26 protein-coding genes are annotated in these 25,592 nt (G+C 70.4%); 14 read left to right on the forward strand and 12 right to left on the reverse strand.

Annotated elements, in window-relative coordinates; translation table 11 throughout:
* Window positions 1-1,109: 1,109 nt before the first annotated feature.
* Window positions 1,110-2,462: a PHB depolymerase family esterase gene (locus AB0E90_RS48605; RefSeq protein WP_360420103.1), complete on the reverse strand. Its 1,353-nt coding sequence runs from the start codon at window positions 2,460-2,462 to the stop codon at window positions 1,110-1,112.
* 68 nt (window positions 2,463-2,530) lie between these two features.
* On the reverse strand, window positions 2,531-3,928 hold the full coding sequence (locus tag AB0E90_RS48610) for an endo-1,4-beta-xylanase (protein WP_360420105.1): 1,398 nt from the start codon (window positions 3,926-3,928) through the stop codon (window positions 2,531-2,533).
* A gap of 31 nt (window positions 3,929-3,959) precedes the next feature.
* Between AB0E90_RS48610 and AB0E90_RS48615 the strand changes: the two genes are divergently transcribed.
* A complete protein-coding gene (locus AB0E90_RS48615; protein WP_360420107.1) occupies window positions 3,960-4,187 on the forward strand; it encodes a hypothetical protein in 228 nt (75 codons plus the stop codon).
* A gap of 13 nt (window positions 4,188-4,200) precedes the next feature.
* Here AB0E90_RS48615 and AB0E90_RS48620 read toward each other — a convergent pair whose 3' ends face one another.
* Together AB0E90_RS48620 and AB0E90_RS48625 are read right to left on the reverse strand one after the other, a co-directional pair.
* Complete coding sequence (locus AB0E90_RS48620; RefSeq protein WP_360420109.1) at window positions 4,201-4,746, reverse strand: hypothetical protein; 546 nt, start codon at window positions 4,744-4,746, stop codon at window positions 4,201-4,203.
* 92 nt (window positions 4,747-4,838) lie between these two features.
* A complete protein-coding gene (locus tag AB0E90_RS48625) occupies window positions 4,839-8,876 on the reverse strand; it encodes a bifunctional nitrate reductase/sulfite reductase flavoprotein subunit alpha (protein ID WP_360420111.1) in 4,038 nt (1,345 codons plus the stop codon).
* A 113-nt stretch (window positions 8,877-8,989) separates the two neighbouring features.
* Between AB0E90_RS48625 and AB0E90_RS48630 the strand changes: the two genes are divergently transcribed.
* Window positions 8,990-9,367 (forward strand): YccF domain-containing protein, encoded by a 378-nt coding sequence (locus AB0E90_RS48630; RefSeq protein ID WP_360420113.1) that lies wholly within the window; start codon window positions 8,990-8,992, stop codon window positions 9,365-9,367.
* Here the strand turns inward: AB0E90_RS48630 and AB0E90_RS48635 are convergent.
* Window positions 9,309-9,599: a zinc ribbon domain-containing protein gene (locus AB0E90_RS48635; protein WP_360420115.1), complete on the reverse strand. Its 291-nt coding sequence runs from the start codon at window positions 9,597-9,599 to the stop codon at window positions 9,309-9,311. The genes AB0E90_RS48630 and AB0E90_RS48635 overlap by 59 nt on opposite strands.
* A gap of 719 nt (window positions 9,600-10,318) precedes the next feature.
* Window positions 10,319-11,200 carry an NmrA family NAD(P)-binding protein gene (locus AB0E90_RS48640; RefSeq protein WP_360420117.1) on the reverse strand — a complete coding sequence of 294 codons (882 nt, stop codon included), beginning with the start codon at window positions 11,198-11,200 and terminating at the stop codon, window positions 10,319-10,321.
* Window positions 11,201-11,250: 50 nt separating this feature from the next.
* Here AB0E90_RS48640 and AB0E90_RS48645 point away from each other — a divergent pair, with 50 nt between their 5' ends.
* Window positions 11,251-11,958, forward strand: coding sequence for a helix-turn-helix domain-containing protein (locus AB0E90_RS48645; RefSeq protein WP_360420119.1), 708 nt, complete (start codon window positions 11,251-11,253; stop codon window positions 11,956-11,958).
* Here AB0E90_RS48645 and AB0E90_RS48650 read toward each other — a convergent pair.
* Window positions 11,911-12,387: a transposase gene (locus tag AB0E90_RS48650; RefSeq protein WP_360420121.1), complete on the reverse strand. Its 477-nt coding sequence runs from the start codon at window positions 12,385-12,387 to the stop codon at window positions 11,911-11,913. The two genes, AB0E90_RS48645 and AB0E90_RS48650, sit on opposite strands and share 48 nt — an antisense overlap.
* A gap of 167 nt (window positions 12,388-12,554) precedes the next feature.
* Between AB0E90_RS48650 and AB0E90_RS48655 the strand changes: the two genes are divergently transcribed.
* Together AB0E90_RS48655 and AB0E90_RS48660 are read left to right on the forward strand one after the other, a co-directional pair.
* On the forward strand, window positions 12,555-12,914 hold the full coding sequence (locus AB0E90_RS48655) for a hypothetical protein (protein WP_360420123.1): 360 nt from the start codon (window positions 12,555-12,557) through the stop codon (window positions 12,912-12,914).
* A 169-nt stretch (window positions 12,915-13,083) separates the two neighbouring features.
* Window positions 13,084-13,824 (forward strand): helix-hairpin-helix domain-containing protein, encoded by a 741-nt coding sequence (locus AB0E90_RS48660; RefSeq protein WP_360420125.1) that lies wholly within the window; start codon window positions 13,084-13,086, stop codon window positions 13,822-13,824.
* A gap of 96 nt (window positions 13,825-13,920) precedes the next feature.
* Here the strand turns inward: AB0E90_RS48660 and pstS are convergent, their stop codons facing one another.
* A complete protein-coding gene (gene pstS, locus AB0E90_RS48665; protein WP_360420127.1) occupies window positions 13,921-14,970 on the reverse strand; it encodes a phosphate ABC transporter substrate-binding protein PstS in 1,050 nt (349 codons plus the stop codon).
* Window positions 14,971-14,976: 6 nt separating this feature from the next.
* Window positions 14,977-16,287 carry a hypothetical protein gene (locus AB0E90_RS48670; RefSeq protein ID WP_360420129.1) on the reverse strand — a complete coding sequence of 437 codons (1,311 nt, stop codon included), beginning with the start codon at window positions 16,285-16,287 and terminating at the stop codon, window positions 14,977-14,979.
* Window positions 16,288-16,510: 223 nt separating this feature from the next.
* Between AB0E90_RS48670 and AB0E90_RS48675 the strand changes: the two genes are divergently transcribed.
* The gene (locus tag AB0E90_RS48675; protein WP_360420131.1) at window positions 16,511-16,723 is read left to right on the forward strand and encodes a hypothetical protein; all 213 of its coding nucleotides are present in this window, start codon (window positions 16,511-16,513) and stop codon (window positions 16,721-16,723) included.
* A gap of 7 nt (window positions 16,724-16,730) precedes the next feature.
* On the opposite strand, the gene AB0E90_RS48680 is transcribed toward AB0E90_RS48675, so the two are convergent.
* Window positions 16,731-17,243, reverse strand: a complete 513-nt coding sequence (locus AB0E90_RS48680; protein ID WP_360420133.1) for a GNAT family protein — start codon at window positions 17,241-17,243, stop codon at window positions 16,731-16,733.
* A gap of 88 nt (window positions 17,244-17,331) precedes the next feature.
* Between AB0E90_RS48680 and AB0E90_RS48685 the strand changes: the two genes are divergently transcribed.
* The 8 genes from AB0E90_RS48685 (at window position 17,332) to AB0E90_RS48720 (ending at window position 24,162) form a co-directional block, all read left to right on the forward strand.
* Window positions 17,332-18,399, forward strand: coding sequence for a DUF2855 family protein (locus AB0E90_RS48685; RefSeq protein WP_360420135.1), 1,068 nt, complete (start codon window positions 17,332-17,334; stop codon window positions 18,397-18,399).
* Window positions 18,400-18,465: 66 nt separating this feature from the next.
* Window positions 18,466-19,623 (forward strand): alpha/beta hydrolase family protein, encoded by a 1,158-nt coding sequence (locus tag AB0E90_RS48690; protein ID WP_360420137.1) that lies wholly within the window; start codon window positions 18,466-18,468, stop codon window positions 19,621-19,623.
* 78 nt (window positions 19,624-19,701) lie between these two features.
* On the forward strand, window positions 19,702-20,127 hold the full coding sequence (locus AB0E90_RS48695; RefSeq protein ID WP_360420139.1) for an SRPBCC domain-containing protein: 426 nt from the start codon (window positions 19,702-19,704) through the stop codon (window positions 20,125-20,127).
* Window positions 20,124-20,456, forward strand: a complete 333-nt coding sequence (locus AB0E90_RS48700) for a metalloregulator ArsR/SmtB family transcription factor (RefSeq protein WP_360420141.1) — start codon at window positions 20,124-20,126, stop codon at window positions 20,454-20,456. Before AB0E90_RS48695 ends, AB0E90_RS48700 begins: the two co-directional genes overlap by 4 nt.
* Window positions 20,453-20,881: an SRPBCC domain-containing protein gene (locus AB0E90_RS48705; RefSeq protein ID WP_360420143.1), complete on the forward strand. Its 429-nt coding sequence runs from the start codon at window positions 20,453-20,455 to the stop codon at window positions 20,879-20,881. Before AB0E90_RS48700 ends, AB0E90_RS48705 begins: the two co-directional genes overlap by 4 nt.
* Before the next feature lie 78 nt (window positions 20,882-20,959).
* Window positions 20,960-22,327 (forward strand): hypothetical protein, encoded by a 1,368-nt coding sequence (locus tag AB0E90_RS48710; RefSeq protein WP_360420145.1) that lies wholly within the window; start codon window positions 20,960-20,962, stop codon window positions 22,325-22,327.
* A gap of 27 nt (window positions 22,328-22,354) precedes the next feature.
* Window positions 22,355-23,596, forward strand: a complete 1,242-nt coding sequence (locus tag AB0E90_RS48715; protein WP_360420147.1) for an MFS transporter — start codon at window positions 22,355-22,357, stop codon at window positions 23,594-23,596.
* Window positions 23,597-23,742: 146 nt separating this feature from the next.
* Window positions 23,743-24,162, forward strand: coding sequence for an MmcQ/YjbR family DNA-binding protein (locus AB0E90_RS48720; RefSeq protein WP_360420149.1), 420 nt, complete (start codon window positions 23,743-23,745; stop codon window positions 24,160-24,162).
* A 27-nt stretch (window positions 24,163-24,189) separates the two neighbouring features.
* Here AB0E90_RS48720 and AB0E90_RS48725 read toward each other — a convergent pair whose 3' ends face one another.
* Both AB0E90_RS48725 and AB0E90_RS48730 read right to left on the reverse strand, forming a co-directional pair.
* Entirely contained in the window at window positions 24,190-25,011 is an 822-nt protein-coding gene (locus AB0E90_RS48725; protein ID WP_360420150.1) for a hypothetical protein, read from the reverse strand.
* Window positions 25,012-25,116: 105 nt separating this feature from the next.
* Window positions 25,117-25,592 (reverse strand): MarR family transcriptional regulator (locus AB0E90_RS48730; protein ID WP_360420152.1); only part of this gene is annotated, 476 nt, incomplete at its 5' end.

Raw genomic sequence — 25,592 nt, forward strand, 5'->3', positions numbered from 1 at the left:
GCCCCAGCCGCAGGCCAAGCCCCAGCCGGAGGCCAAGCGTCAGCGCCCGAGCGGCCGGACGGCGAAGGCCAGGCGTCAGCCACAAGCCAAGCGCAAACGCCCAACCAGCCCGAGGCGGCGGGCCGGGCGTCGCCCGCAGGCCACGCATCAACGCCCGAGCAACCGAACGACGAAGACCAGACGCCAGCCACAAGCCAAACGCAAACGCCCGACCAGCCGGAGCCAGCGGGCCGGGCGTCGGCCGCGGACCAAGCGCAGGGGGCCAACGGGCCGGACGGCGTGTGCCACGCGCCGGCAACCGGTCGGCGGCAGGTGACCGACCAGCCGAACGCAGCCAGATCGGCGGAAGCGGGAGCCCGCCACGCGAAGGTAGCCAGCACAGACGCCACCGACCAAGCGGACGGAGCCGGCCATGCGGTGCCGGCGCGCTGGTTTGAGCCGGGCGGCCTCTCCGGATTTGTGGTGCGCGGCGAACGGCGTCGACCGTTCGCGCCTGGCGCGCGGGCCGGGCCTGGTCGCTGCCTGCGGTTCTTCCCGAAACCGGCAGCCGCCTTACGCTGCGCACTGGCGGACGGCATGGCGGCGCTACCTGCGGCGGCCGACGCGCTACGGACGGACTGGCCATCGCCGGCGTCACGTCACGGTGCGCGCCGGACGCGCATCAACTGCGCCGCCGAATCCCCGAAGAGCACGCCGCAATCCGGCGGGCCGCGCTGTGCGGTCGATCGGAAAATTGATCGGATGATCGCGCGACCACCACCTGGTGTGACAGGTCGGAATTACATTCTTCGCCAGTCTCGCGCGATACTGACGACTCGCTTCCTGGCAGTTAGCGGAAACGCACGCGCGGCATCGGTGGAGTTCGCCTGGGGGCGGCCGGACCACGCGATTCCGATCCCGGCGGAATGGCGTGTCAGGCGATGCCTTGCCGCGGACCGGCAAACCCGACAAACCCGGCGGGCGGCGGGCGGCGGGCGGCGGGCGGCGGGCAAGGGTCTCGGTGGCGCTGAGAGGGGTTTGCCGTGACGTCGCCGCGGAGGGTTGGCTCCGCGGCGACGTCGGGCCGATCGGGCGGTGGCTCCGATCGGGTGGGAGTGACGTTCGGGTGGTCAGCTGGCGGTGCAGGCGCCGCCGTTCAGGGTGAAGGTGGCTGGGGCGCCGCTGTTGCCGGTGTGGGTGGCCTGGTAGCCGATGGTTACCGAGCTGCCTGCCGGGATGCTGCCGTTGTAGGACACGTTTGTCGCGGTCACCGTGCCGGACGCGGGGCTGTAGGTGGCGTTCCAGCCGTTCGTGATGGTTTGGCCGGAGGGCAGGGCGAACGCCAGCCGCCAGCCGCTCAGCGCTGTGCTTCCGGTGTTGGTCACTGTCACGTTGTTGGTCAGGCCGGTGTTCCACGCGCTGATCGAGTTGGCTACCCGGCAGAGGCCGGACGGCGGGATCGTCGTGGGGGCGGTGGTCGGTGGGGTTGTCGGGGTAGTGGTCGGTGGCGTGGTGGGGGTGGTGGTCGGCGGGGTGGTGGTCGACGTGCTGTCCAGGCCGAAGAAGGAGATGGCCAGCTTCGCCTGGCCGGAGAGCGGCAGTGAGTGGCCCACGCCGGCGACGCTGATGCCCTCGACCGGGGCCTGCACCGTGTTCGTGCCGTATCGGGTGCGGGTCCAGCCGGAAACCGGTGTGTCCGTGTAGACCGGGGTCTGGCTCACGCCCTGCACGTTGGTCCACTGCTTGATCTCTTCGCCGAAGTTCGGGTAGGAGAGCGTGGTGTCGGTGGTGCCGTGGAAGAGCTGCATGCGGGGCTTCCGGCCGGTCCAGCCGGGGTAGGCGCCGCGGACCAGGTCGCCCCACTCGGCGGGGGTTTTGATCGACTGGCCGGCGGAACAGGTGCTGTTCCAGCCGGCCTGGTTGGCCGGGTTGGTGGGATCGCCGGCGCTGGCGGCGAAGCAGGCGAACGGGACGCCCATGAAGGCGGCGCCGGCCGCGAACACGTCCGGGTAGTCGCCGAGCAGGACGTTGGTCATCATGCCGCCGGAGGAGGCGCCGGTGACGAACGTGCGGTTCACGTCGGTGCCGTAGTGCGACTGCACGTAGCGGACCATCGACACGATGCCGGCCGGGTCGCTGTTGCCGTTGTGGGTGAGGGCGCCGGCGCTGGAGTTGTCGAAGCAGTTGCCGGAGCGGGTGGCGGACGGGTAGATGACGATGAAGCCGTACTGGTTGGCCAGCGTGGCGAACTCGGTGCCGGAGTAGAAGGCCGGGCCGTTGCCGGTGCAGTAGTGCACGGCCACCAGCAGCGCCGGGTTGGTGGCGAGCTGGTCCGGCACGTACAGGTGCATCTTGAGGCCGGTGGGGTTGGTGCCGAAGCCGGTGATCTCGGTGAGCGAGGCGGCGGCCGCGGGTGAGGACGGGAGCGTCACGCCGAGGACGATCGCCGCGGCCGCGGCGAGGCCGGCGAGGAGTTTCTTCATGGACGGTCCTTAAAACCGGGGCGCGGCCGCGGAACACCGGACGGGGGAGGTTCCGCGGCCGCCGCCACTCATCGGGCGGTGCAGGTGGGCGTCGCGGACGGGCCGGCGCCGGTGCCCTGGAAGCCGAACTCGGTGCTGGCGCCCGCGTTGACCGCGCCGTTGTAGGCGACGTTGGTGAAGCTCACCGCGCCGCTCGAGCCGGTCGCCGTCGCGTTCCACGAGTTGGTGATCGCGGCGCCGCTGGGCAGCGTCACCCCGGTGGTCCAGCCGCTGATCTTCGCCGAGCCCGCAGTGATCTTGACGGTGGCCACGAAGCCGCCGGTCCACTGGTTGAGCGACACGGTCGCGGTGCAGCCGGCCGTGCCGGAGGGCGGAGGCGAGGTGGAGGGCGACGAGGTCGGCGATGAGGTCGGGGACGTCGGAGTGGTCGGGGACGTCGTGGTGCCGCCGCCGTTCAGGGCCGCGAGAGCCGAGTCGTACGCCGCCTTCTTGTTGCCGCTGCCGTCGAACAGCAGGGGCGTGTCCGAAGCGCGCCACGAGTCGGAGTCGCGGATGCCCCACACCGTGAGGCCGTTGCAGCGGGTCACCGCGAGACAGGACTTCACCACGTTCGCGTACGTGGTGGCCTGCGCCGAACCCGAGCCGGCGATGTCCAGTTCGGTGATCTGCACGTCGACGCCGAGGTCCGCGAAGCGCTGCAGGTTGGACTGGTAGTCGGCGGTGTAGGGCGAGCCGGAGTTGATGTGCGACTGGAACCCGACGCAGTCGATCGGCACCCCGCGGGCCTTGAAGTCCTTGACCATGTTGTAGACGGCCGTCGACTTCGCGTTGACCCCGTCGGTGTTGTAGTCGTTGTAGCAGAGCTTGGCGGCCGGGTCCGCGGCGCGCGCGGTCTTGAACGCCACCTCGATCCAGTCGTTGCCGGAGCGCTGCAGGTTCGAGTCGCGCCGCCCGCCGCCGCTGCCGTCGGCGAACGCCTCGTTCACCACGTCCCAGGAGTAGATTTTGCCCTTGTAGTGGGTCGCGACGTTGGTGATGTGGTTGATCATGGCGTTGCGGATCGCGGTGCCTTCGAGCGACTGCGCCCACGACGGCTGCTGCGAGTGCCAGGCCAGGGCGTGCCCGCGCATGCGCTGGTTGTGCGCCTGGGCGTGGCTGACGATCTGGTCGGCGCTGGTGTAGCTGAACGAGCCCTGGGACGGCTCGGTGGCGTCCCACTTCATCTCGTTCTCGGGCGTCACCATGTCGAATTCACGGTCGAGGATGGTCGAGTACACGCTGTCGCTCAGCTTGTACGCCGCGACCGCGGTGCCGAAGTAACGGCCACTGGCCTCGGCCGAGGCGCCGAGGGTGGTGGCCGCGGAGGCGTTGCCCGCGGACAGGAGCACGGCACCGCCGGCAACGACGAGCGCGGCGGTGGTGGAGAGGGTGGCGGCGAGGACGCGCCGCCGGGGGGAACGGTTCATTGCCGAGGCCTTCCAGCTGCGGAGGGGACGGGTGGTCGCGGCGGTGGCGCCTCAACCGAACGAACAGCAGAAAGTGATCCGGATCGATCGAAACATTAACGCCAGGTTCCGGAAATCTCAACGGTCGACTTTTCCGTGGTCGCGCTCCCACGCGCCCGATTCGCAGGCTTTTACCGGTTTAAAAACGGTCAAAAAGCCAATCCGCGATTTCCGGAAGTTTCGGGATTTCTCGAATGACATCGTTGACATCTATCAATGAACCGTTTCAGATTTCAATGCAGTCGGGACACCACCGGCACCGCGAACGGCGGAGTGGCGGCGGCCCGGCCGAGCGGCGCCACGGCCGCCAGGATCACCAGCGCGGCAGGCGGCAGCAGGTCGAGGTCGACGGTGATCGCCGCGTAACCCGCGAACAGCAGCACCGGGCTCCACACCGGCGCCCGCCCCGCCGCCACCTGCAGGCTGAGCAGCACCACCATGCCGAGCACGAACAGCATCGGGCCGGCGATCTCCAGCGCGCCGGGCAGCGGCCACTCCTGCCGGAACCGATCGGACAGGTCCCCGGCGATCACCCAGAGGAAGCAGCCGGCCCCGAAGACGGCCGCGGCGGCGGCCACGACGGCAATGCCACGACCCTTGGGCGTACGCCGGACCAGCGCCACCGCCAGCACCGCGAACACCGCCATCGAACCGAAGAAGGCCAGGTGCCCGAGGTCCCAGGCGGGGCCGCCCTTGCGGTGCCCGTCGAGCCCGTCGATCCACCGGAGAACGCCATAGGTCAGCAGAAGCAGCGGCGCGGAGGCGGCCATCAATCTCATGGGCCGAGCCTAGGAACGCACCTCCCCGAGCCGATATCGGTGAGGTCCCGGTCCCTCCCCTTAGGGCGAAACCCCGCCATGACCGCGAAAGATCAGTAGACGTCGCGGACGTAACGCTTCTCGGCGGACAGCTGCTTGACGTATTCGTCCGGGTCGACGCCGCCGTGCGCCGCGGCGATGTCCCGCAACGCCCGGTCGACGTCGCGAGCCATCCGCGAGGCGTCCCCGCACACGTAGAGGTGGGCGCCGTCGCGCAGCCACGCCCACAGCTGAGCCCCGTGCTCCCGCATCCGGTCCTGCACGTAGATCTTGCTGCGCTGGTCGCGGGAGAAGGCCAGGTCGAGCCGGTCGAGCACGCCGGCGCTCTGCAGCGACAGCAGCTCCGACTCGTAGTAGAAATCGGTCGCCCGGCGCTGCTCGCCGAAGAACAGCCAGTTCGCCCCGGTCGCGCCGCGCGCCTGCCGCTCCCGCAGGAAGGCGACGAACGGCGCCACCCCGGTGCCCGGCCCCACCATGATCATCGGGGTGGCCGGGTCGGCCGGCGGCCGGAAGTGCGGCGAGCGCTGCACGAACACCGGCACCTCCCCCGCCGTGTCGGCCAGGAACGTCGAGCAGACCCCCTTGCGGCCCGCCCCGCGTGGGTTGTCGAAGCGCACCACCGACACGGTCAGGCTGACCTTGGCCGGGTCGGTCAGCGGCGTCGACGAGATCGAGTAGAGCCGCGGCTGCAGGCGTTTGAGCACCTCCGCCCACTCCTGCGCGGCGGCCCGCACCGGATATTCGGCGATCAGGTCGGCGGCCTGCCGGCCCCAGGTGAACTTGGCCAGCTCGCCCTTGTTGTCCGGCCGCAGCAGGGTCCGCAGGAACGCGTCGCCGCTGCGCTCGGCCAGGAACCGCAGCAGGTCCGGCGTGATCCGGGTGATGTCGAGATGGTGGCGCAGCGCGTCGGCCAGCTCGCGGGCCTCGCCGAGCTGCACCTCCTGATCGGCCCGCAGCCCGGTGACGGCGAGCCACTCGTCCACCAGCTCCGGGCAGTTCGCCGGCCAGATCCCGAGCGCGTCCCCCACCGAGTAGTCGAGCCGCCCACCGGTGTCGAACGTGAACCGGCGCACCTCCTTGGCCGAACCAGCCCCGCTGAGCAGCTCGTTCCCGCAGAGCACGGCGGTCAGCGGCGCCGAGCGGGTCGGCTGCGGTGGCGCGGGCGGCGCGGTCAGCGCGACGACGACCTGGTCGAGCCACCCGTTGGCGGCCTCGTCGAAGTCCGGTTCGCAGTCGACCCGCGGCGCGATCCGGACGGCCCCGAGCTCGGCGAGCCGGTCGTCGAGCCGCCGCCCGTGCCCGCAGAAGTCGTCGTAACTGGAGTCGCCGAACGCCAGCACCGCATAGCGCCGCCCGTCGAGCCGCGGCGCCTCCGGCCCGGCCAGGGAATCCCAGAACCCGGTCCCGTTGTCGGGCGCCTCCCCGTCACCAAAAGTGCTGGTCACGATGAGCAGATCGGCATCGGCGTCGAGGAGCGCGGCCTCATCCATCCCGCGCAGCGTGGCGGGCCGGCCGGCCTCGGCCAGCCGCCGCCCGACGGCCTGCGCGAACTCCTCCGCGTTCCCGGTCTGCGACGCCCAGAGAACCTGCAGACTCCGGCCAGGCGATTTCGCCGCCGGCTCTTTCGGCGGTACGGCGTGGGAGGAGCCCGCTTGCGGTACGGCGGGGAAGCCACCCGTTTCCGGCAGGCCGGCGAACGAGCCCGCCAGCAGCCCGTTCAGCCAAGCCGTCGTCGCCGGGTCGAACGGCGCGCTCGCCGGCAGCAACGGCGGGATGACCGGGTCGGCCGGCAGCGCCGCCAGCGCCGCGATGTAGCCGGCCAAGTAGTGCCGCCCCGCGTCGTCCAGCACCGGCGCGGCCGGCAGCCCGAGCATCCCGTGCAATGCGCCGAGCGGCCCCGTGGTGCCCACCGGCGCCGCAACCGGCACGGTGGGCGGCGCGGCCGGGACCGCGACCGGGGTCAGCGACACCGCGCACACCTTCAGTTCGGGCTGGAACGACAGCGGATCGACGGCGTCGCTGGTGACCGCGTTGACGCTCACGTACTCGCCGAACAGGTCGTTCCAGTGGAACGGGGCGAAGCAGTTGCCCACCTGCACCCGGTCGGTGAGCACCGCCGGGAGCACCGCCCGGCCGCGGCGCGACGCGATCTCCACCGGCTGGCCCTCGGTCAGGCCCAGACCGGCCGCGTCCGCCGGGTTGATCTCGACGAACGGACCCGGGTTGAGCTTGTTCAGCTTCCCGACCTTGCCGGTCTTGGTCAGCGTGTGCCACTGGTGCTGCAGCCGGCCGGTGTTGAGCACGAACGGGAAGTCGTCGTCCGGCAGCTCGGCGGCCGGCATATGCGGGCGGGCATGAAACACGGCTCGGCCGTCCGGAGTCGCGAAGATCAGCGATGGGCGGGTGCCGTCGGCCCGCTCCCGGGCGCCGTCGTTGCGATAGCGGATCGGGTTGCGGTCACCCGCGCCCGGCGGCGCCGGCCACTGCACCGGCCCCGCCTCGAGCCGCTCGTAGGTGACGCCACGCAGGTCGTACCCCGTCTGCGGGTTGGCGAATTTCTTGATCTCCTCGAGGATCTCCGCGGCCGAGGCGTAGTCGAAGTCGTCGCCGTAACCGAGTTCCCGCGCGACGAGGGCGATCAGCCGCCAGTCCGGCAGGGCCTCCCCCGGCGGATCGACCGCGTCGTGGACCAGGGTCAGCGTCCGTTCCGAATTGATCATCACGCCGTCGGTCTCCGACCACATCGCGGCCGGCAGCACGATGTCCGCATACGCGTTGGTCTCGGTCTCGGCGTACGCGTCCTGGGTGATCACCAGCTCGGCGGCCTCCAGGCCGGCGATGACCGTGCGGCGGTTGCCGACCGACGCGACCGGGTTCGTGCAGATGATCCAGCAGGCCTTGATCCGGCCGTCGGCCATCTGCTCGAACATCTCGACGGTGCCCTTGCCGACGTCGGTGCGCAGCGTGCCCGGCGACAGCCCCCACGCGTTCTCCACGAAATCACGGTCGGCCGGCACCAGCACCGACCGCTGTCCGGGCAGCCCCGGGCCCATGTAGCCCATCTCCCGGCCGCCCATCGCGTTCGGCTGGCCGGTCAGCGACAGCGGGCCGCTGCCGGTGCGGCAGATCGCGCCGGTGGCCAGGTGCAGGTTGCAGATCGCGTTGGTGTTCCAGGTGCCGTGGGTGCTCTGGTTCAGCCCCATCGTCCACAGCGACACCCAGTTGCCGGCCGCGCCGATCCACTCGGCCGCCTGCCGGATGCCGGCCTCGGGAAGCCCGGTCACCTCGGCTACCGCCTCGGGCGGGTATTCGGCCAGGAGATCCGGCATCGCTTCCCACCCGCTGGTGTACGCGGTGATGAAGCCCTCGTCGATGCGGCCGTCGGCGGCCAGCAGGTGCAACAGCCCGTTGAGCAGGGCCAGGTCGGTGCCGGGGCGGATCGGCAGATAGAGATCGGCCTTGTCGGCGGTGGCGGTGCGCCGGGGGTCGACCACGATCAGCTTCGCGCCCGCCTTGACCCGCTCCATCATCCGCAGGAACAGGATCGGGTGGCAGTCGGCCATGTTCGCGCCGATCACGAAGAACACATCGGCGTGATCGAGATCGTCGTAGGAGCCGGGCGGCCCGTCCGCGCCCAGCGACAGCTTGTAGCCGGTGCCGGCGCTGGCCATGCACAGCCGCGAGTTGGACTCGATCTGGTTGGTGCCGATGAACCCCTTGGCCAGCTTGTTCGACAGGTACTGGGCCTCCAGCGTCATCTGCCCGGACACGTAGAGGGCGACGGCGTCCGGCCCGTACCGCTCGATGATCTCGCGCAGCCGCCGCCCGGCCTCGGCGATGGCCTGCTCAACCGGGGTTTCCCTGGGCGCGGCCGCGCGCTCGCCGCGGATCAGCGCGGTGCCGAGCCGGCCCGGCGCGGCGAGCATGTCCGCGCTGGTCGCGCCCTTCGTGCACAGGCGCCCGAAGTTGGCCGGGTGGTCCTTGTCACCACGCGCCTTGACCGCCCGCCGCCGGCCGTCCGGGCCGCGCTCGATGTCCAGCACCATGCCGCAGCCCACGCCGCAATAGCCGCACACCGTTCTGACCTGCATTTCGTCAACCTAGGCGGAGCCGGTTTCGCGGTCGTCAATCGATTGTGCGCGCCGGGTTACCCGCGTCTCACCATGCGCCCGGAGCGATTGTGAGGGTCGGTCATGATGAGGAGGTGCGCTTGATCCTCAACGTCCTCTGGTTCATCTTCGGCAGCGGCCTCATCCTCGCGATCGGGTACGGCATCGCCGCCCTGATCTGCTTCGCTTTGGTCGTGACCATCCCGTTCGGCGTCGCCTCGCTGCGGCTGGCGGTCTACTCGCTGTGGCCGTTCGGCCGCACCATCGTCAGCCGGCCCGGCGCGGGCGTCCCGTCCGGCGTCGCGAACGTGCTCTGGGTGGTGCTCGCCGGCTGGTGGCTGGCGCTGGCCCACCTCACCGCCGGCGTCGCCCAGTGCGTGACGATCATCGGCATCCCGTTCGGCATCGCCAACTTCAAGCTGGTCCCGGCCGCTTTCTGGCCCCTCGGCCGGGAGATCGCCGACCTGTCTTGACATCCTCTCGGTCCTTACGGACGGAGATTCCTTCCACGCTGCGCGTCGAGCACGCAACGTCCGGGCGGGTTACCGCTTCCTTGCGCGGTGCCGGGACGAGTCCTGGTCCTACCTGCGCTCCACGGTCGTTGAAGTCCGCCTGTCCGGCGGCCTTGATGTTGATAGCAGCGTCGACGTCCCGATCGTGGTGACTGCCGCAGGGGCAGTCCCACGCTCGGATGTTCAACGCCATCTTGGCCTGACCGAGACCGATGCCGGGCAGTTCACCCTCACCGCCCCCGCCGAATGACCCGCGAACAGCAGTTCTAACTCAAGCTCAAACCCGAAACGTCACTACTGTAAAGCGCACGGATTGCCCTCTGAGCGACATCCTCTTCTCCCGCGCCGGTCATGCCCGGCCCTTACCCTGCAAACTCGTGCTGAAGACCGACGTGACCAGCAGAACTGGTCCACACCGGCCAGCTTTGCTGTGCCTGCCCGGTTCGTGATCTACGCGGTGACCGGCGAAGGAAAAATCGGCAGCCGCGCGTATCACCCCGACGGCTCCACCCACCTGTTATGTACGCGAAGCGCCTCCGGTCTTAGGCCGACGGCCCTGCTCACGTGAGGGGAGGTCGGTAGTGAAACCGGAAGCCGGCAGACCTCGATCGACCCGCTACCTGTGCTCGGCACTGTCGATTTTGACGCGTGACCAGGAAAAATGATGATCAACGATCACGCGTACCCGCAACCGCTCGCCGCACCATGGCAGAGCAGTCGCCCGCGACGCGTGCCCCCTGAGGTTTGGGCGTTATCGGCGGCAAGAGAGTGACTCTGCGGATGCGCCGCTCCACGAACCGGGCGTGGACCACCTGCGTCCATCGCCGGTCGCCCCGGCACGTGCGTGTGCCGAGGCGACCGTGGGAAGGGCGTGTGGCCACCAGCGTGGCCGTGGTCACGCCGGGCTGCGCGTCAGCGGGTGGTCAGGAGGTGGGCGCGGATCGCCGCAGCGCCGGAATCGTTGAGCCAGTCGGTGAGCGTTCGTAGCCGGGGGTGGATGACGCGTAGCGTTTCGATGTCGGCGTGCCATCGGTGGCCGGCCTGCCAGCGTTTTTTGGTCTGGGCGATGACCGGCCCGAGCGCCTCGGCCTCGTCGTCGGTGATCTGCTCGTAGCGGACCGGGATGCCGGTAGCTTCACTGATCGCCGCGGCGGCTTCGACGGGAGTCGGCTGGTCGCCGGCCAGTTCCAGCGTGCGGCCGGCGAACCGCTCCGGTGCCGCAAGTGCCAGCGCCGTGAAGTCGGCGATGTCCTCCAGCGCTACGACCTGCATGGGCTTGTCCGGGGGAAAGAGGTGGCGGTGCGCACCGCCGGAGATGCCGTCGACACCCAGCACCCCGGCACTGATGTAGTTGGTCATGAACCGCACCGGGCGCAGAACCGTCGGAAGCGCGATGGTGTCGAAGAGGTGCCGCTCGATGCGTACCTTCGCCGCCGATCCTGATGCCACGGTGCTGAAGACGACCTGCTCGACTCCGGCCGCGGCGGCGGCGTCGATCAGTGCCCGTCCCCGCCTGACCTCGCGTTCGGTGTCGGGCCCGGACGGGCTGATGGCGGTCGGTGGCATGGCGAACACGGCTGCGACGTCCTTGAGGGCGGGCGACAGGCTCGCCGGATCGTCGAAGTCGCCGGGCACGAGCTCAGCGCCGGCCATGGCGAGTGCCGCGGCGGATGCCGTCGTTTCGTCGCGTACGAGCACGCGCACCGGCCGCCCCTCGGCGAGCAGGCGCCGAGCGACCGCACCGCCCTGCCTGCCGGTAGCGCCGGTGACCAAGACTGTGGTGGATACTGTCATGATGCGGAATGCTCCACCCGTTTCCGAGTGGCCGACAAGAGTTGCGTGACATGACCGCCACACGTGCCGACGCCCTCGAGAATCGCAAGCTCGTGCTGCGTGCCGCCGCTCAACTCTTCGCCGCCGAGGGACTGGACGTTCCGCTCGGGCGGGTCGCCCAGCGCGCCGGTGTCGGCGCGGGCACCGTCTACCGGCACTTTCCGAGCAAGACAGTCCTGGTCGAGGCGGTCTTCGCGCAGCACCTGGACGACCTGGTGTCGGCGGCCGACCGGTGGGCCGCCCAGGCCACGCCCGACGACGCGCTGTTCGGCTTTCTCTTCGAGGTGATCGAGAAATGCGCCCGGGGAAAGCATCTCTGCGACGCTCTGGTGGCTGACCGAAGCTGGCCGCACGCTACCTTCGCCGCGGCGGCACGGAGGTTCGGCGAGGCGCTGGATCGCTTGCTGCACAACGCGAAGCATGCTGGTTCGGTCGATGTGAACCTGCGTGTCGACGACCTGAACGCACTGATCGCGGGCGGCGCGACGCTGCGTTCGGCCCACCCGAGCCCGGCCCGCGGCACGCGTCTCGTCTGGCAGGTGCTCGACAGCCTGCGGCGGCCCGGTGTCACGAAAGGTGTCGGATTACGTGACGCCGAGCATCCCGAAACGTGCGCGGCTTGCGGCAGCCCGCTGCGCGTCAAGAAGGCGGGACGGCCAGCCGTCTACTGCTCACCCGCATGCCGCCAGCGTGCTCGACGCCGTCGCCTCATGAACTGAGCTGGGGAACGACTTCGCGGCTGTACCCCGTACCGGAAATTGGGTGTGGTCGGGGTTGGTTTTGATGGTTCGGGCCCGCTGCCACGCGATTGGACTCGGCACCGCGTCCCTGATCACCGTGACCGAACTGGCCTCGGACGGTAGCCTCCGCGACCAGCGCACATGCAAGTCTCCGATCTTCGGCAGCCGCAGCCGACCGTTGTCCGGCACCTTGAACGGGGAGTTCTTCGTGAACCGGATCGCCTGCCGGTTGTCCTTACGGGACCGGAACCGGGGCGGAGACACTTTACGGCCCTTGCGCTTGCCGGTGACCGAGGCGAAGAAGTTGCGGTACGCGTTATTCAAATCCGCGAGGGACTGCTGCAACACGACCGAGGAAACCTCGCCCAGCCACGCCCGCTCCGCGGTCGCTTTCGCCTCGGTGATCACCCGGAAGTCGTAACGAAGCCGGCGCATCACTGAGCGTCACGCGTCAACACATAGAGCAGCAGAACCACCCGGTCCAGGACACGCTCGGACCTGGCCGTCATCCCGCGCGGGCCTCCGCCCCCGCCCTGACGGGCGGGGCATTGGCCGCAACCCGGTAGCCTTTTCCGATGGCGGACGCCGGGGACGTGCGGCGGCTGGCGCTCGCGCTGCCGCAGGTGGTGGAACTCGAGAGCGACGGCTTCGACTTCCGGGTGGGCAACAAAGGATTCGTGTGGTCCTATCCGGAGCGTCGGCCGGGACAGCCGCGGGTGATCCGCACCGACATCGCGGTGCTCTTTGTCGGTGACGAGGCGGAAAAACAGGCACTGGTGCTCGGCGAGCCGGAATTGTTCTTCACGACGCCCGGATACGACGGCCTTCCGCTGGTCATGGCCCGGCTTTCCCAGCTGGCGGTCGCGCGTCTGGAAGAACTCATTACCGACGCATGGCGGATGCGAGCGCCCGCCGAGCTCGACGGGCTGGTCTAAACGGGAGCTTACGGTCGCCGAATCGGGCACCCGGTAATCGCGGGATGACGGCAGGTGAGCGCGGCACCGAATTGTGACGCGCCGGGCCGCGACCCTCATGGTGCGCAAACAAGCGGATGTGCAAACATGCGCGCTACATCCGCAGCACTCATTGTCCCGGAGGCCCGTCATGGCTTCGTTTCTCTTTTTCGTCGCCGGGCTCGTGATCGGCGCGCTCGGCGGTTGGCTCCTGCGCGGACGCCGAACCGCCGACACGCAGTCCACCACCCCGGTCCCTGCTACGCCCGAGGCCGTTTTGGCCGCCCCCGCCGTCGAGACGACGGAGGCCGAGCCGGTCGCCGAGTCCACCCCCGCCGAGACCGAGGCCGCGATCGCCGAGCAGGCCGTCGTGGTCGAGGAGCCGGTCGCCGTCGAAGAGCCGGCCACCGAGGAGCCCGTCACCGCGACGCCGGCCGCCGCCGAGGAGCTGGCCGTCGAGGAGGAGCCGGCGCCGGTCGCCGCCGAGCCCGAGCCGGTCGCCGCCGAGGTTCCCGGCGTTGCCGAGGAGCCGACGATCGAGGCCGCCCCGGTGCCGATCGCGGTCGCCGCCGAGCCGGTGGCCGTGGTCGCCGAGCCGGAGCTGGTCGCCGCCGCCGAGGTTCCCGGAGCTGCCGAGCCCGAGCAGGTCGAGGCCGCCCCGGCCCCGGTTGCCGTCGCGATCGCCGAGCCGGACGACCTCACCAAGATCACCGGCATCGGCCCGAAGATGGCGATGGCCCTCGCGGCCGCCGGCATCACCACGTTCCGCCAGCTGGCCGACTCCGATGTGGTCACCCTCAAGGCCGCGATCAGCGGCGCCGGCCTGCGCATCGCGCCGACCCTGCCGACCTGGCCGGAGCGGGCCAAGCTGCTCGTCGGTCTCGACGTCTGACGGTTCTTCCCGGCCGACGGCCGAACGAGCGATGCCCGGTGGTCAACCCGCCGGGCATCGCTCGTTCGGTGGTTTGCCGAGCCTCGGACGGGTGATTCAGAGCGCGGCGACCGCCTGGGCGACCCGGTCACGCAGGGCGTCGGGCAGCGGGGCGTAGCCGAGACGGGTCGCCGCCTGTTGCCCGGCCGGGCTCGACGCGTACGCCAGGAAGCTTTTGACCAGGGGTTTTGCTCCGGTCTTGCAGACCACCTCGTAGGTCACCAGGACGAGCGGATAGGCGCCGGTCGTGCCGCTGCGGTAGTCGATCGCCAGCTGGAGGTCGCCGCCGGTGCCGGTGATCTTCGCGCCGCCGACCATCCGGCCGGCCGCCGCGTCGGTCAGCGCGACGAACTCCCCCGCCGCGTTGCCGACGGCGGCGGTCGGCAGGTGGTGGAAGCGGGCGTAGGAGGCTTCCACGTAGCCGATCGCGCCGTCCGACCGCTCGATCGTGGACACCACCCGGTTGCTGCCCTTCTGCGCGAGCCCGCCGGGCGCCGGCCACGCGCTGCCGGAGCCGTGCGGCCAGTCGGCCGCGGCGGTCGCCGCCAGGAATTTCGTGAAGTTGTCGGTGGTGCCGGAGCTGTCGGATCGGTGGACGGTGCGGATCGGCGTCGCCGGCAGTGACTCCCCCGGGTTGTCGCGGGCGATCTCCGGGTCGTTCCACGAGGTGATCCGTCCGGTGAAGATCCGCGCGACGGTGTCCGGCGCCAGCCGCAGGTCGCCGGCCCCGGCCACGTTGTAGGCCAGCGCGATCGGCCCGGCCACCATCGGCAGGTGGATCGCCGGGCCGCCCGCGCAGCGCGCGTCGGCCTTGGGCCGATCTTCGGTGGACAGCGGCGAGTCGGTCCCGGCGAAGTCGCCGGTCCCGCCGATGAACGCGGCCAGCCCGGCCCCGGAACCGACGCTGGCGTATTCGACCGTGGCGTCGGCGCAGCTCACCTGGTAGTTCCGGATCCAGGCGCTGACCGCGTTGGCCTGCGCCGACGACCCCTGCCCGGCGATCTCCCCGCCGGCGCACCCGATCGCCGGCGCCGCCTCGGACCGGGGCGAGTCGCAGCCGGCCAGCGCGAGCAGAGCGATCAGTCCCAGCGCGCGAAGCTTCATCATGGCCCCTCAGCGGTACTCGGCGAAGCGGCGGCGGACGGCCGGCGGGATCAGCACGATCACCAGGCCGAGCCCGGCGACCGGGATCCAGGACCACCCGGCGAGCAGGGTCTTCGAGTCGCGCAGCGCCTGGCCGAAGGCGGCCGAGCGGGCGGACGCGATGTCGTCGACGGCGGCGTCGAAGTAGGCGAAGTCGAACGACGCGTCGCCGCGGCGGATGCCGGTCAGGGCGCCGACCGCCTCCTCGTTCTTCCCGCCGCGGGCCAGGCCGACGATCCGCTCGTGGTCCTTCTGGTAGGCCTGCCAGCGGGTCAGCACCTGGTCGCGGCCGAAGGGGCTGACGTCCGGGCCACCGGTCACCGCCGGTAGGCCACCCGGGACGTCGCAGGCCGAGCCGGTGACCAGGCACGCCGACTTCCGCTGGAAGTCGTCGTCGTAGTAGGCCAGGTTGTCGCTGATCAGGAAACGGCTGGTGTCGGCGGCCGCGTCGTAGCTGATCGCCCGCGCCTGCGACAGCGCCAGGAACGGCGCCAGGCTGTCGTCGCGGGCAGCGGACAGTGTGGCGCTCTGCGTGAGCAGCACGGCGACGGCCGGGACGACCACGGCGGCGGTCAGCACGGTCGCGGCGAGCAGGGCCGGGCTGAGGACCCGCCGGAACCGGCGGGCCAGCCACACCTGCAGGGCGAACAGCAGGATCACCAGCGCGGCGCCGAGCACGACGGCCAGGGTCACGGCCCACGCTTCGGTGGCGCTTTTCCGGGCGTACGCGTCGGAAAGCCGTTCCGTGCTGCGGTCGCGCAGGTCCTGCGCGGCCGGCAGCAGGTCGAGGTGCAGCACGTTGGTGGCCTGGGTGTAATAGCCGGCGGCGGCGTCACCGGCGGTGAGGGTCTGCCAGACCCGCTCGCGGTAGACCGCCAGGTGGGTGGCCAGCTCGGCGACGGCGGCCCGGTCGGTCGCGGTGGCCAGCGCCTGCTGCACGTCGGCGTCGACCTGACGGCTGCGCTCCTGGTAGGTGCCGAGCGCGTCGATCTGGCTGCCGGCCAGGTCGTCGTCGCCGGCGGTCAGCACCATCCGGGCGACCTGGGCGTCCAGGTCGCTGAGTGCGAAGTAGAGGTCGGCGGCGGTGGCGGCCTGCGGCGCGGCCTCGTCGCCGATGATCCGGACCTGCTCCTGCGCCCGGGCCATGAGCAGGCTGAGCGTCAGGAGCAGGGTAGCGGCGGTGGCGATCGTGGCCGCGACCCACAGGCGCAGCCGGGCGGGAGTTTCGGGCCGGGTGGCCCGGCGGGTAAAGGAACGAGTCGCCTCGAGAACTGCGGGCACGCCGCCAAGGTAATGCACACGTGCAATTCTTTGACCACCCGGAGAATGGAATTCCGGCAGTTAACCGGGCGTCCATTCGGCGTTAAATAAATCAGGCCCGCTGATCGGCGACGAGCCTGGTCAGGGGCCGGACGCCGACGGAAAACCGGTTTCCCTCCGCCGGGGCCGGAGTCTTGACCGAAGATGGATCAGGACACAAGAGCCAGGTGGGGAGCCGGACCAGATGACGCTTGACACGGAACCTGATCTGTCGGTCTTCGTGCTGAACCAGCTGGACGATCATCTGTCCGCGATGCTCCAGATCCGCGAGCGCCTGCGCCCGGGCGGCCGGATCACCCCGGGCGGCCGGATGGCGATCGCGGTGGAGAGCATCACGCTCGCCGAGGATTACGCCGCGTCGCTCACCCGCGCACTCGGCGACGACGGCCGTTTTTGAAACAAGCCTAGGAACGCCACTCCTGCTCGAGGATGGCGTAGAGGTCGGAGTCGCGCCAGCCGTCGTCGATCCGCATCGTCTCGCGCATCCGTCCCTCGTACCTCATCCCGATCTTGACCAGGACCCGGGCCGAGGCGAGGTTGCGCGGGTCGCAGGTGGCGTACACCCGGTGCAGCCCGTGCGCGCCGAACGCCTGCCGCAGCAGTTCGAGGGCGGCTGCGGTGGCCGCGCCGTGGCCCCACCGGCCGGGGTGGATGCCGTAGCCGATCTCACCCGCGACCGCGCTGCGGACGTGCAGGTCGGCGATGCCGATGACGTCGTCGCCGGCCAGGATCGCGTGCGGGAAGCTGGTCTGCGGGCGGCTGTGCCAGAGCGCCGACGCCTCCCGTACGAACGATTGGGTCTCCGCCTCGGTGTTCGGCCCCCATCCCTGGTAGCGGGAGGACTCGGGCAGCTTGGCCCACCCGTGCACGGCCCGCCAGTCATCGAACAGCAGGGGCCGGAGGCGTACGTCATCCATCAGTTGATTTTGCCTCTTTGTCAGTTCGTGAAATTTTGCACTGGCAGTGCACTTGTTCGGCCCCGACCACCCTATCTAGCGTCACCACATGCCTAATTCCTGGACGTTCGCCGTGGCGCGGGACGAAATCGGCCGGACCACCCTGGTCAACGGGCCGGTGCCGGAGATCGGCGCGGGCGAGGCGCTGCTGCGCGTCGATCGGGTCGGGCTCACCGCCAACAACGTGACCTATGCCGTGCTCGGCGAGTCGATGCGCTACTGGCAGTTCTTCCCGGGCGAGCCGCGCGGGATCGGGCCGGCGTGGGGGCTCGTGCCGCTGTGGGGCTTCGCCGAGGTGGTCACGTCGGACGTGCCCGGCGTCGAGGAGGGGCAGCGGGTGTACGGCTACCTGCCGCCGGCCATGCACCTGGTCGTCCAGCCGGCCCGGGTCGACCGAACCGGCTTCCGCGATGCCACCCCGCACCGCGCCGACCTGCCCTCGCCGTACAACTCGTACCGCTCCACCACCGGTGATCCGGCCTACCGGACCGACCAGGAGGACCTGCTGATCCTCTTCCGGCCGCTGTTCTTCACCTCGTTCATGCTCGCCGACCAGGTGATCGACAACGACTTCTACGGCGCTCGGTCGGTGCTGCTCTCGTCGGCGTCGAGCAAGACCGCGTACGCCGCCGCGTTCGAGCTGCACGGCCGCGGACCCCGGCTGATCGGGCTCGCCTCCCCCGGCAACGTCGACTTCACGCGGGCGCTGGGCTGCTACGACGAGGTCCTGCCGTACGACCGGATCGGCGAACTGGCGGCCGAGCCGACCGCCTACCTCGACCTGTCCGGCGCGCCCGCCACCCGCGCCGCCCTGCGCCGGCACCTCGGCGACAGCCTGGTGCGGGACATCGCGGTCGGGCTCACCAACCAGATCCCGAACATGGCCGAGGCGGGCGAGTTCTTCTTCGCCCCGGTGCAGATCCGCAAGCGCCGGCAGGACTGGGGCCTCGACGGCCTGGACGCGCGGTTCGCCGAGGCCTGGCAGCGGTTCGCCGCGGTGGCCGGCACGTGGGTCGACGTCCAGTCCGGCGCGGGCCCGGACGACCTGCGCAGCGCCTGGCTCGAGGTCCTCGAGGGCCGCACCCGGCCGCGGGTGGGCCACGTCGTCCAGCTTTAGGCCGCCCGGCGTTTGACAGGCTCTGGGAGCGCTCCTACGGTCAAAGACATCGATCGAGGAGAATATATGAAGCGTCGGGCGGTGATGGCGTTGCCGGCGGTGGCGCTGGGTTCGCGACTTTCCGGGCTGCCGGAAGCGCGGGCGGCGGCCGGGTTCGAGAGCCCGTCGGTGGATGCCGGCAATCTGCCGGTCTTCGCCGAGCAGCTCAAGGCCGAACTGACTTTCCCGATGGCCTGGAGGGCGCGCGAGGGAAACTTCCCGGCGTGGCGCCGGCGGGCGCGGGCCAAGGTCGAGGAGCTGCTCTGGCAGCCTCCGGACGCCACCCCCTTCGACGTGGAGATCGTCGACGACCAGCCGGGCGACGGCTACCGCAAGCGCCTGCTGCTGTTCAACGTGACGCGGCACAGCCGGGTGCGCGCGTCGATGCTCGTTCCCGACGGTCCCGGGCCCTTCCCGGCCGCATTGCTGCTGCACGACCACGGCGCCCGGTTCGACATCGGCAAGGAAAAGATGATCGAGCCGTGGTACGACGAGACCCGTCGCGTGTCCGCGCAGGGGTGGGCCGACAAGTACTTCAGCGGCCGGTTCGTCGGCGCCCAGCTGGTCGCCCGCGGCTACGCCGTCCTCGCCGTCGACGCGCTCGGCTGGGGCGACCGCGGCGGCCTCGTCTACGACAACCAGCAGGCGCTGGCGAGCAACTTCTACAACCTCGGGTCGTCGCTGGCCGGACTGGTGGCACGGGAGGACGCGCGGGCGGCGGCTCTGCTGGCCTCGCTGCCCGAGGTGAACCCGCATCGCGTCGCCGCGGTCGGCTTCTCGATGGGCGGGTTCCGGGCCTGGCAGGTGGCGGCCCTGTCGGACCACATCGCGGCGACGGTGTCCGCCTGCTGGATGACCGGCCTGCGCGAGATGATGGTGCCGGGCAACAACACGCTGCGCGGCCAGTCGGCCTTCTACATGCTGCATCCGGGGCTCTGGCGCCACCTCGACATCCCGGACGTCGCGTCGATCGCCGCACCCCGCCCCATGTTCGTGACCGACGGCGCCGAGGATCCGCTCTTCACCGCCGCCGGGGTCGGCGTCGCCCACGACAAGCTGCGCGCCGTCTGGAACTCGCAGCGGGCCGGCCATCGCCTGACCACGACGATCTGGCCCGGCCTCGGCCATGTCTTCGTCGCCGAGATGCAGGACGCCGCCTACGCCTGGCTGGACCGCCAGCTTTAAGCAACCGATGGTTGCGCTTCCTCGTCACCGCCGCTAGGGTCATGCGCAACCAATAGTTGCGATAGACGGGAGTGCGGCATGGAGTTCGGCAGCATCGAGCGGGAGATCCACATCGAGGCCACGCCCGAGGTGGTCTACCAGGTCATCAGCACACCCGAGCACCTGCGGGAGTGGTGGCCGGACGAGGCCGACCTCACGCCGGCGCCGGGCGCCGAGGGCACGATCACGTTCGGCGAGTCCAAGATCGTCCCGCTCACCGTGGTGGAGGCCGACCCGCCGCGGCGGTTCTCGTTCCACTGGGCCTTTCCGAACCCTCTGAAAGTGACGTTCGACCTGATCCCGTCGGGCGCCGGGACGCTGGTGCGGTTCAGCGAGACCGGGTTCCGGGAGAAGGGCTGGGAGGCGGCCGTCCTCGAGGAGTGGTACACCGACCACGCCCGCGGCTGGGACCACTTCCTGCCGCGCCTGGTGGCCTACGCGGCCCGGCTGGCGTCCGCACGGTGAGCGATTCCATCGACGACGCCCTCTGGTCGGCGATCGGCGACCCGACCCGCCGGCGGATGCTCGACCTGCTGCTCGACGGCGGCGGCACCGCGACGCGGCTCAGCCAGCACCTGCCGGTCACCCGCCAGGCGGTCGCCAAGCACCTCGGTGTGCTGGACCGCGCCGGGCTGGTGCACGCGACACCCGCGGGCCGCGAACGCCGCTACGAGGTCGACGAGACCCAGCTCGGCCGGGCGGTCGCCCAGCTCGCATCGGTCGGTTCAGCCTGGGACGGCCGGCTACGCCGGATCAAGCGGCTCGCCGAGGCGATCCAGAAGGAGACCCGATGAATTTCCGTACGTCGTTCACGGTCGACCAGAGCCCGGACGAGGTGTTCCGCGCCGTCGTCGACGTGCCCCGCTGGTGGACCGGCGAGGTCGACGGCACCGCCGCCCAGCTCGGCGACGAGTTCGTCTACCGGTACGCGGACCTGCACTACTCCCGGCAGAAGGTCACCGAGGTGGTCCCCGGCCGCACGGTGGTCTGGCGCGTGCTGGACGCGAAGCTGTCCTTCACCGCCGACCCGGCCGAGTGGACCGGCACCGACCTGGTCTTCCGGATCAGCCCCCAGGGCCTCACGTTCGAACACGTCGGCCTGGTCCCCGCAGTCGAGTGCTACGACCAGTGCTCCAGCGCGTGGGGCTTCTTCATCAACGGCAGCCTCAAGCGCCTCATCACCACCGGCGAGGGACCGGCGACCCCACCCTGGGCCTGACTCCAGGACATCGACATGCTTCGACAGCCTTCGCTATGGTCGGCTGGTCGGCCATGTTCGCGGCGAGGGGACGCCCGTATGAGGATCAACGACGTGCTCGAATCGAGGCTGGCAAGCCTGCGCCAGGCAGCACGCAGGCAACTTGTCGCCGAGTTCGAGGAGATCGGGCTCCAGGTCGACGGCGGCGGCCGGGTTGCGGAGGATCCGGGGGTCTTTCGCGGCGGACAGCACGTTCCGCAGATAGACATCGATCTCGCGCAGCGAATCTGGAACGACACCATGCGCGGCGTGGACGATCTCTGCTCCAGATTCGAGTCGTTCTACTCGCTGGACCCAGTCGCATTGTTCGTCATGGGCGGCCCTCTGGACATGCGGACAATCGGCACGTCCCCGGGAGCCTCCGCCGATCAGGAGCGGTCACCGAGCCTGGTCACCGGGCGGATCACCTATGCCGACGAAGTGCCGATGCATCAGGTCACCGGCCTGGTCGTCGGCAGGGAGTGGGAGGGCGGGGCCGCGCAAGCGTTTCGAGACGGCTACGTCGATCCATTGAAAAACGGGGTGCCACTGCAACGGGGCTGCCTGTACGAGCTTTCCTTCGCCGTCAGCAGCTGGCACGAGGGCACCCTCAAGGCCATCGAGGACCTGGGAAAGATCGCGGACGTGGCGACGGCGCGATTTGCCGGTGAATTCCCGCCGGACCCGGCACCCGACGGTCGCGCGGCCGTCTACGGCGTCGCCGGTGTGCTCGCCACGGTTGCCGGCTTCTACGGGCCGGTGTCGCTGGCCGCGAACATCGTGGGGCTGGGCCTGATCGCCGCGACGGACCTGGACACCCATCCCGCCGACCGCACCCCGGCGACCGATCAGATCGCCGTCGAGGGTTTCCGGGTGGCCGACATCGTGACCTCCACCGGGAGCGCCATCTCGACTCTGCAGCAGCTCTGCGGCCGTGAGGACGCGGCCCTTGCCAAGAAGCTGTTCGAGGATGTCAGTCTCGGCGAGGGTTTCGACAGCCCGAAGATCAAGCCGGGGCAACGGCCGGACCTGGCGGCGGAGCCGTCACTCGGACCGCATTCCGGAGGTGCGGTCGCGGCGGACGTGGGCGCCATCTACGACGCGGGCCGGGTCCATTTGCCCAGCGCGGCGAGTGAATATCGCAACGCGAGCGCCATGCTCGGCGAGTGCGACCCGCCGCCGTGGCTGAGTCTGCTCTTCCCGAAGTCACCGGTCTGGTTCGACCACGCCCGGGACATGCTGGGCAAGGCGTTCGCGTCGATCGCCGAGACCCTGGACGAGTGCGGAGCGAACCTGGTCACGGTGGCGAACGGTTACGCCGCCGTCGACTCCGCGTCCGCGGCGGCGATCGCGCAGGTCCCGACCGACAGCCCCCGACCCGCGTCACACGCGCCGACAGCGTCACGCCCGACGCGCGGGCCCTTCTGATCGACGCCCCCGATACGATCGCCGTCGATGAGCCTGCTCCGTGACCACGGATTCCGGAATCTCCTCCTGGCCGACGCCGTCAGCCAGCTCGGCACCCAGTTCAGCGTGCTCGCGTTGCCCCTGGTCGCGGTGCTCGTCCTGCGGGCCACGAACTTCGAGGCCGGTCTCCTGACCGCCTGCGAGACCGTGGCTTTCCTCCTGATCGGATTGCCGGCCGGAGCATGGGTCGACCGGATGCGCCGGCGGCGGGTCCTGATCGTCAGCGACATCGCCCGCGCCTGCCTGCTGGCGTCGGTGCCGGCCGCCTGGGCACTCGGCGTACTTACCCTGGCTCAGCTCTGCCTGGTCGCGGTGGCGACCGGCGTGTGCACGGTGTTCTTCGACGTGGCCTACCAGAGCTACCTGCCCCACCTGGTCGGACCGGGCCACCTGGTGGAGGGCAACGCCAAACTGGAGGGCGTGCGAGCCACGAGCCAGATCGTCGGCCCGACCCTGGCCGGCTTCGTCATCCAACTGATCACCGCCCCGTACGCGCTGCTCCTGGACGCGCTGAGCTTCGCCGGCTCGGCGCTGTTCGTCAGCCGCATCGCCGCCCGCGAACAGCGCCCGGAACGCCGCCCCGACCGGCACCTCGGCCGGGAGATCCTCGAGGGCCTGCGGTTCGTCTTCGGCAACCCGCTGCTGCGGGCGATCGCCCTGTGCATCTCCACCTTCAACCTGCTGTCAGCCGCCGGCACCCCGATGCTGGTCGTGCTCCTCGCCCGCGACCTGGGCCTGTCACCCGGCACCATCGGCGTCTTCTATTCGATCGCCTCGGTCGGCGCCCTGGCCGGCGCGCTGATCGCCCGCCGCGTCGCGACCCGGATCGGGCAGGGCCCGGCGATCTGGGTGCCGATCGCGATCTGCGCACCCCTGCAACTGGTCATCCCGACGGCGCAGCGCGGCTGGTTGCTGTGGGCGGCCGCGGCCGCCTACCTGGTGATCTGGGCATGCGTGTCGGTCAACAACATCACCCAGGTCAGCTTCCGCCAGGGCCTGACCCCGCCGCCCCTGCTGGGCCGCATGAACGCCACGATGCGCTTCCTGGTCTGGGGCACGATGCCGATCGGCGCCCTCCTCGGCGGCGTGCTCGGCCAGGCGATCGGCGCCCGCAACACACTGTGGATCGCGGCCGCGGCCGGCGTGATCCCGCTGATCCCCCTGCTGGCCTCCCCGCTGCGCAACACCCGCGACCTGCCGACCGCCGCTTCGAGCGCCGCCGGTTGGTAGCTTGTGCGGCATGACTCCGAGCAGCGCGCTGGAGGCGTTCCGCCTCGAAGCCCAGAGTCTTTCGCAGGCAACAGCGGATCTGTCCGACGACGAATGGAACCTCCCGACCAGGTGTGCGGGTCGCGGACGACCGTTACTGTCGGCGTATGCCCGGCCCTGGAGACGTGCCACCGGAGATCCTGGATCGGCTGCGGCCGATCTGCCGAGGGCTGCCCGAGGCACACGAGGAACCGGCCTGGATCGGGGTCCGCTGGCGGATCCGGGCGCGGACGTTCGCCCATGTCTACACGCCGGACCCGGACCGTTTTCCGGTCTACGCCCAGCATGTGATCGACGGCGAGCCGCCGACCGTGATGACGTTCCGGGTGCCCGCCGAAGACCTGCTCGGCCTCGTCGTCGGCGGATTCCCGTTCTTCCGCGCGCCGTGGGGCGGCAATGTCGGCGCCGTAATCCTCGGTGACCACACCGACTGGACCGAGATCGCCGAAGTGGTGACCGACAGCTACTGCGAGATGGCCCCGAAATTCCTCGTCGCCCAGGTCGCTCCTCCACCGCCGACCAGCTGACAATCGCCGTGCCGCGGCAGCCCTTTTTCAAGGATGTCGGCCTCTCATCAAGGCCACGAGGGACCGGTTTCCTTGACATCGGCCCCTCCCCAAGGGCAGGAAGGAAAGGGGACCTCGCTGCCGTGGGACGAACCCGGGTCGTGGAAATCTCCAGGAGCGGTCGAAGCGGGCCGCGAAACGGGCCGTGAACAGGTCTAGGCCCTTGCGTTCGGAGACCGTTGCGGCGGGCACGGCGGTGACGCCGGACGGGGCCGGTAGCTGACCGGCGCCGCCGTGCGGGCCGAGCGGGAGCAGGATCCGCCGGTCGGGGGACGGTGTGGAGACGGTCTCCGGTGTGCGGCCGGCCAGCTGCGCGGCGATGTTGGCCGCCACCACCTGGGCGTGCACCTGCGCGTAGCTCGCCATCTTGGGGTCGGGCAGATCGGTGAGGTCGCCGAGGGCGTAGACGTGGTCGTAGCCGGCCACGTTCAGGCGCTCGGTGACCGCCAGCGTGGCTCGCGCGGTCAGCGGCGCGAGCGCCGCCGCGATGCTCTCCGACGCCGGGTGCGGCTTGGCCGGGTAGGCGTAACCGGAGCCGGTGGCCAGGACCAGGTAGTCGGCGTCGAGCCGGGCCCCGGAAGCCGGCGTGACGCCGGCCGGGTCGGCCGAGACCACGCGGTCGCGGACCACCCGGCCCCGTTCGAGCAGCGTGTCGAACGGGAAGAACACGTTGACCGCCCAGTCCGGCCGGGTCAGCGCCCGCAGCGAGCCGGCCGCGTTGACGAACGCCTCCCGCGGATCGACGAGGACCACGTCGGCGGTCGCGTCGAGTTCCTTGGCGACCAGGGAACCGCCGTAACCTCCGCCCACCACCACGACCGTACGACTCAGGCCCGCACTCCTCCGCACCAGATAATTCGCACCCCGAACGGTAAAGGTTCGGGGTACGAACTACAAGTAGTTCGGAGTGCGAACTCAGCAGTCCATGAAGATCGCCGACACATTGTTGGCGTCGGTGACCCGGCCGAGCAGGCCGGCGAGCACCTCCCGCTCCTCCGCCGTCAGCGTGACCGGCAACTGCTCGATCCGGGCGCTGGTCTGCTCGAAGAAGCGGTCGGCCACGTCGCGGCCCTCGACGGTGAGCACGGCCCGGACCATCCGCGAATCCTGCTGGTCCGGCTCCCGGCGGACCAGGCCGTGGCGTTCGAGCCGGTCGACCAGGCCGGTGACGCTGGACTTGGCCAGCCCCAGCACGGCGCCGAGCTCGCCCATGCCGAGCGGTTGCGGGCGCAGAACGCACAGCAGTTGCCCCTGCTGCGGCGAGAAACCGTAATCGCGGCTGCACTCGGTATAGGCCGCGTAACTAATCAGGTCAGCTGATTGCGGGGATCCATGGTCGGCCGGACGTGAGTTGGACGAGGGCGTCGTAGAGGTTGAGGCCGTGTTTGGTT

Origin of the sequence: Actinoplanes sp. NPDC026619 (assembly GCF_040638295.1) — a bacterium.
Taxonomy (GTDB): Bacteria; Actinomycetota; Actinomycetes; order Mycobacteriales; family Micromonosporaceae; genus Actinoplanes.

Coding starts and splice junctions, on each gene's coding strand:
- AB0E90_RS48605 (WP_360420103.1), bottom strand. CDS start 2,462: ATGAAGAAACTCCTCGCCGGCCTCGCCGCGGCCGCGGCGATCGTCCTC.
- AB0E90_RS48610 (WP_360420105.1), bottom strand. CDS start 3,928: ATGAACCGTTCCCCCCGGCGGCGCGTCCTCGCCGCCACCCTCTCCACC.
- AB0E90_RS48620 (WP_360420109.1), bottom strand. CDS start 4,746: ATGAGATTGATGGCCGCCTCCGCGCCGCTGCTTCTGCTGACCTATGGC.
- AB0E90_RS48625 (WP_360420111.1), bottom strand. CDS start 8,876: ATGCAGGTCAGAACGGTGTGCGGCTATTGCGGCGTGGGCTGCGGCATG.
- AB0E90_RS48635 (WP_360420115.1), bottom strand. CDS start 9,599: ATGGCGTTGAACATCCGAGCGTGGGACTGCCCCTGCGGCAGTCACCAC.
- AB0E90_RS48640 (WP_360420117.1), bottom strand. CDS start 11,200: ATGACAGTATCCACCACAGTCTTGGTCACCGGCGCTACCGGCAGGCAG.
- AB0E90_RS48645 (WP_360420119.1), top strand. CDS start 11,251: ATGACCGCCACACGTGCCGACGCCCTCGAGAATCGCAAGCTCGTGCTG.
- AB0E90_RS48655 (WP_360420123.1), top strand. CDS start 12,555: ATGGCGGACGCCGGGGACGTGCGGCGGCTGGCGCTCGCGCTGCCGCAG.
- AB0E90_RS48660 (WP_360420125.1), top strand. CDS start 13,084: ATGGCTTCGTTTCTCTTTTTCGTCGCCGGGCTCGTGATCGGCGCGCTC.
- pstS (WP_360420127.1), bottom strand. CDS start 14,970: ATGATGAAGCTTCGCGCGCTGGGACTGATCGCTCTGCTCGCGCTGGCC.
- AB0E90_RS48675 (WP_360420131.1), top strand. CDS start 16,511: ATGACGCTTGACACGGAACCTGATCTGTCGGTCTTCGTGCTGAACCAG.
- AB0E90_RS48680 (WP_360420133.1), bottom strand. CDS start 17,243: ATGGATGACGTACGCCTCCGGCCCCTGCTGTTCGATGACTGGCGGGCC.
- AB0E90_RS48685 (WP_360420135.1), top strand. CDS start 17,332: ATGCCTAATTCCTGGACGTTCGCCGTGGCGCGGGACGAAATCGGCCGG.
- AB0E90_RS48690 (WP_360420137.1), top strand. CDS start 18,466: ATGAAGCGTCGGGCGGTGATGGCGTTGCCGGCGGTGGCGCTGGGTTCG.
- AB0E90_RS48695 (WP_360420139.1), top strand. CDS start 19,702: ATGGAGTTCGGCAGCATCGAGCGGGAGATCCACATCGAGGCCACGCCC.
- AB0E90_RS48705 (WP_360420143.1), top strand. CDS start 20,453: ATGAATTTCCGTACGTCGTTCACGGTCGACCAGAGCCCGGACGAGGTG.
- AB0E90_RS48710 (WP_360420145.1), top strand. CDS start 20,960: ATGAGGATCAACGACGTGCTCGAATCGAGGCTGGCAAGCCTGCGCCAG.
- AB0E90_RS48715 (WP_360420147.1), top strand. CDS start 22,355: ATGAGCCTGCTCCGTGACCACGGATTCCGGAATCTCCTCCTGGCCGAC.
- AB0E90_RS48720 (WP_360420149.1), top strand. CDS start 23,743: ATGCCCGGCCCTGGAGACGTGCCACCGGAGATCCTGGATCGGCTGCGG.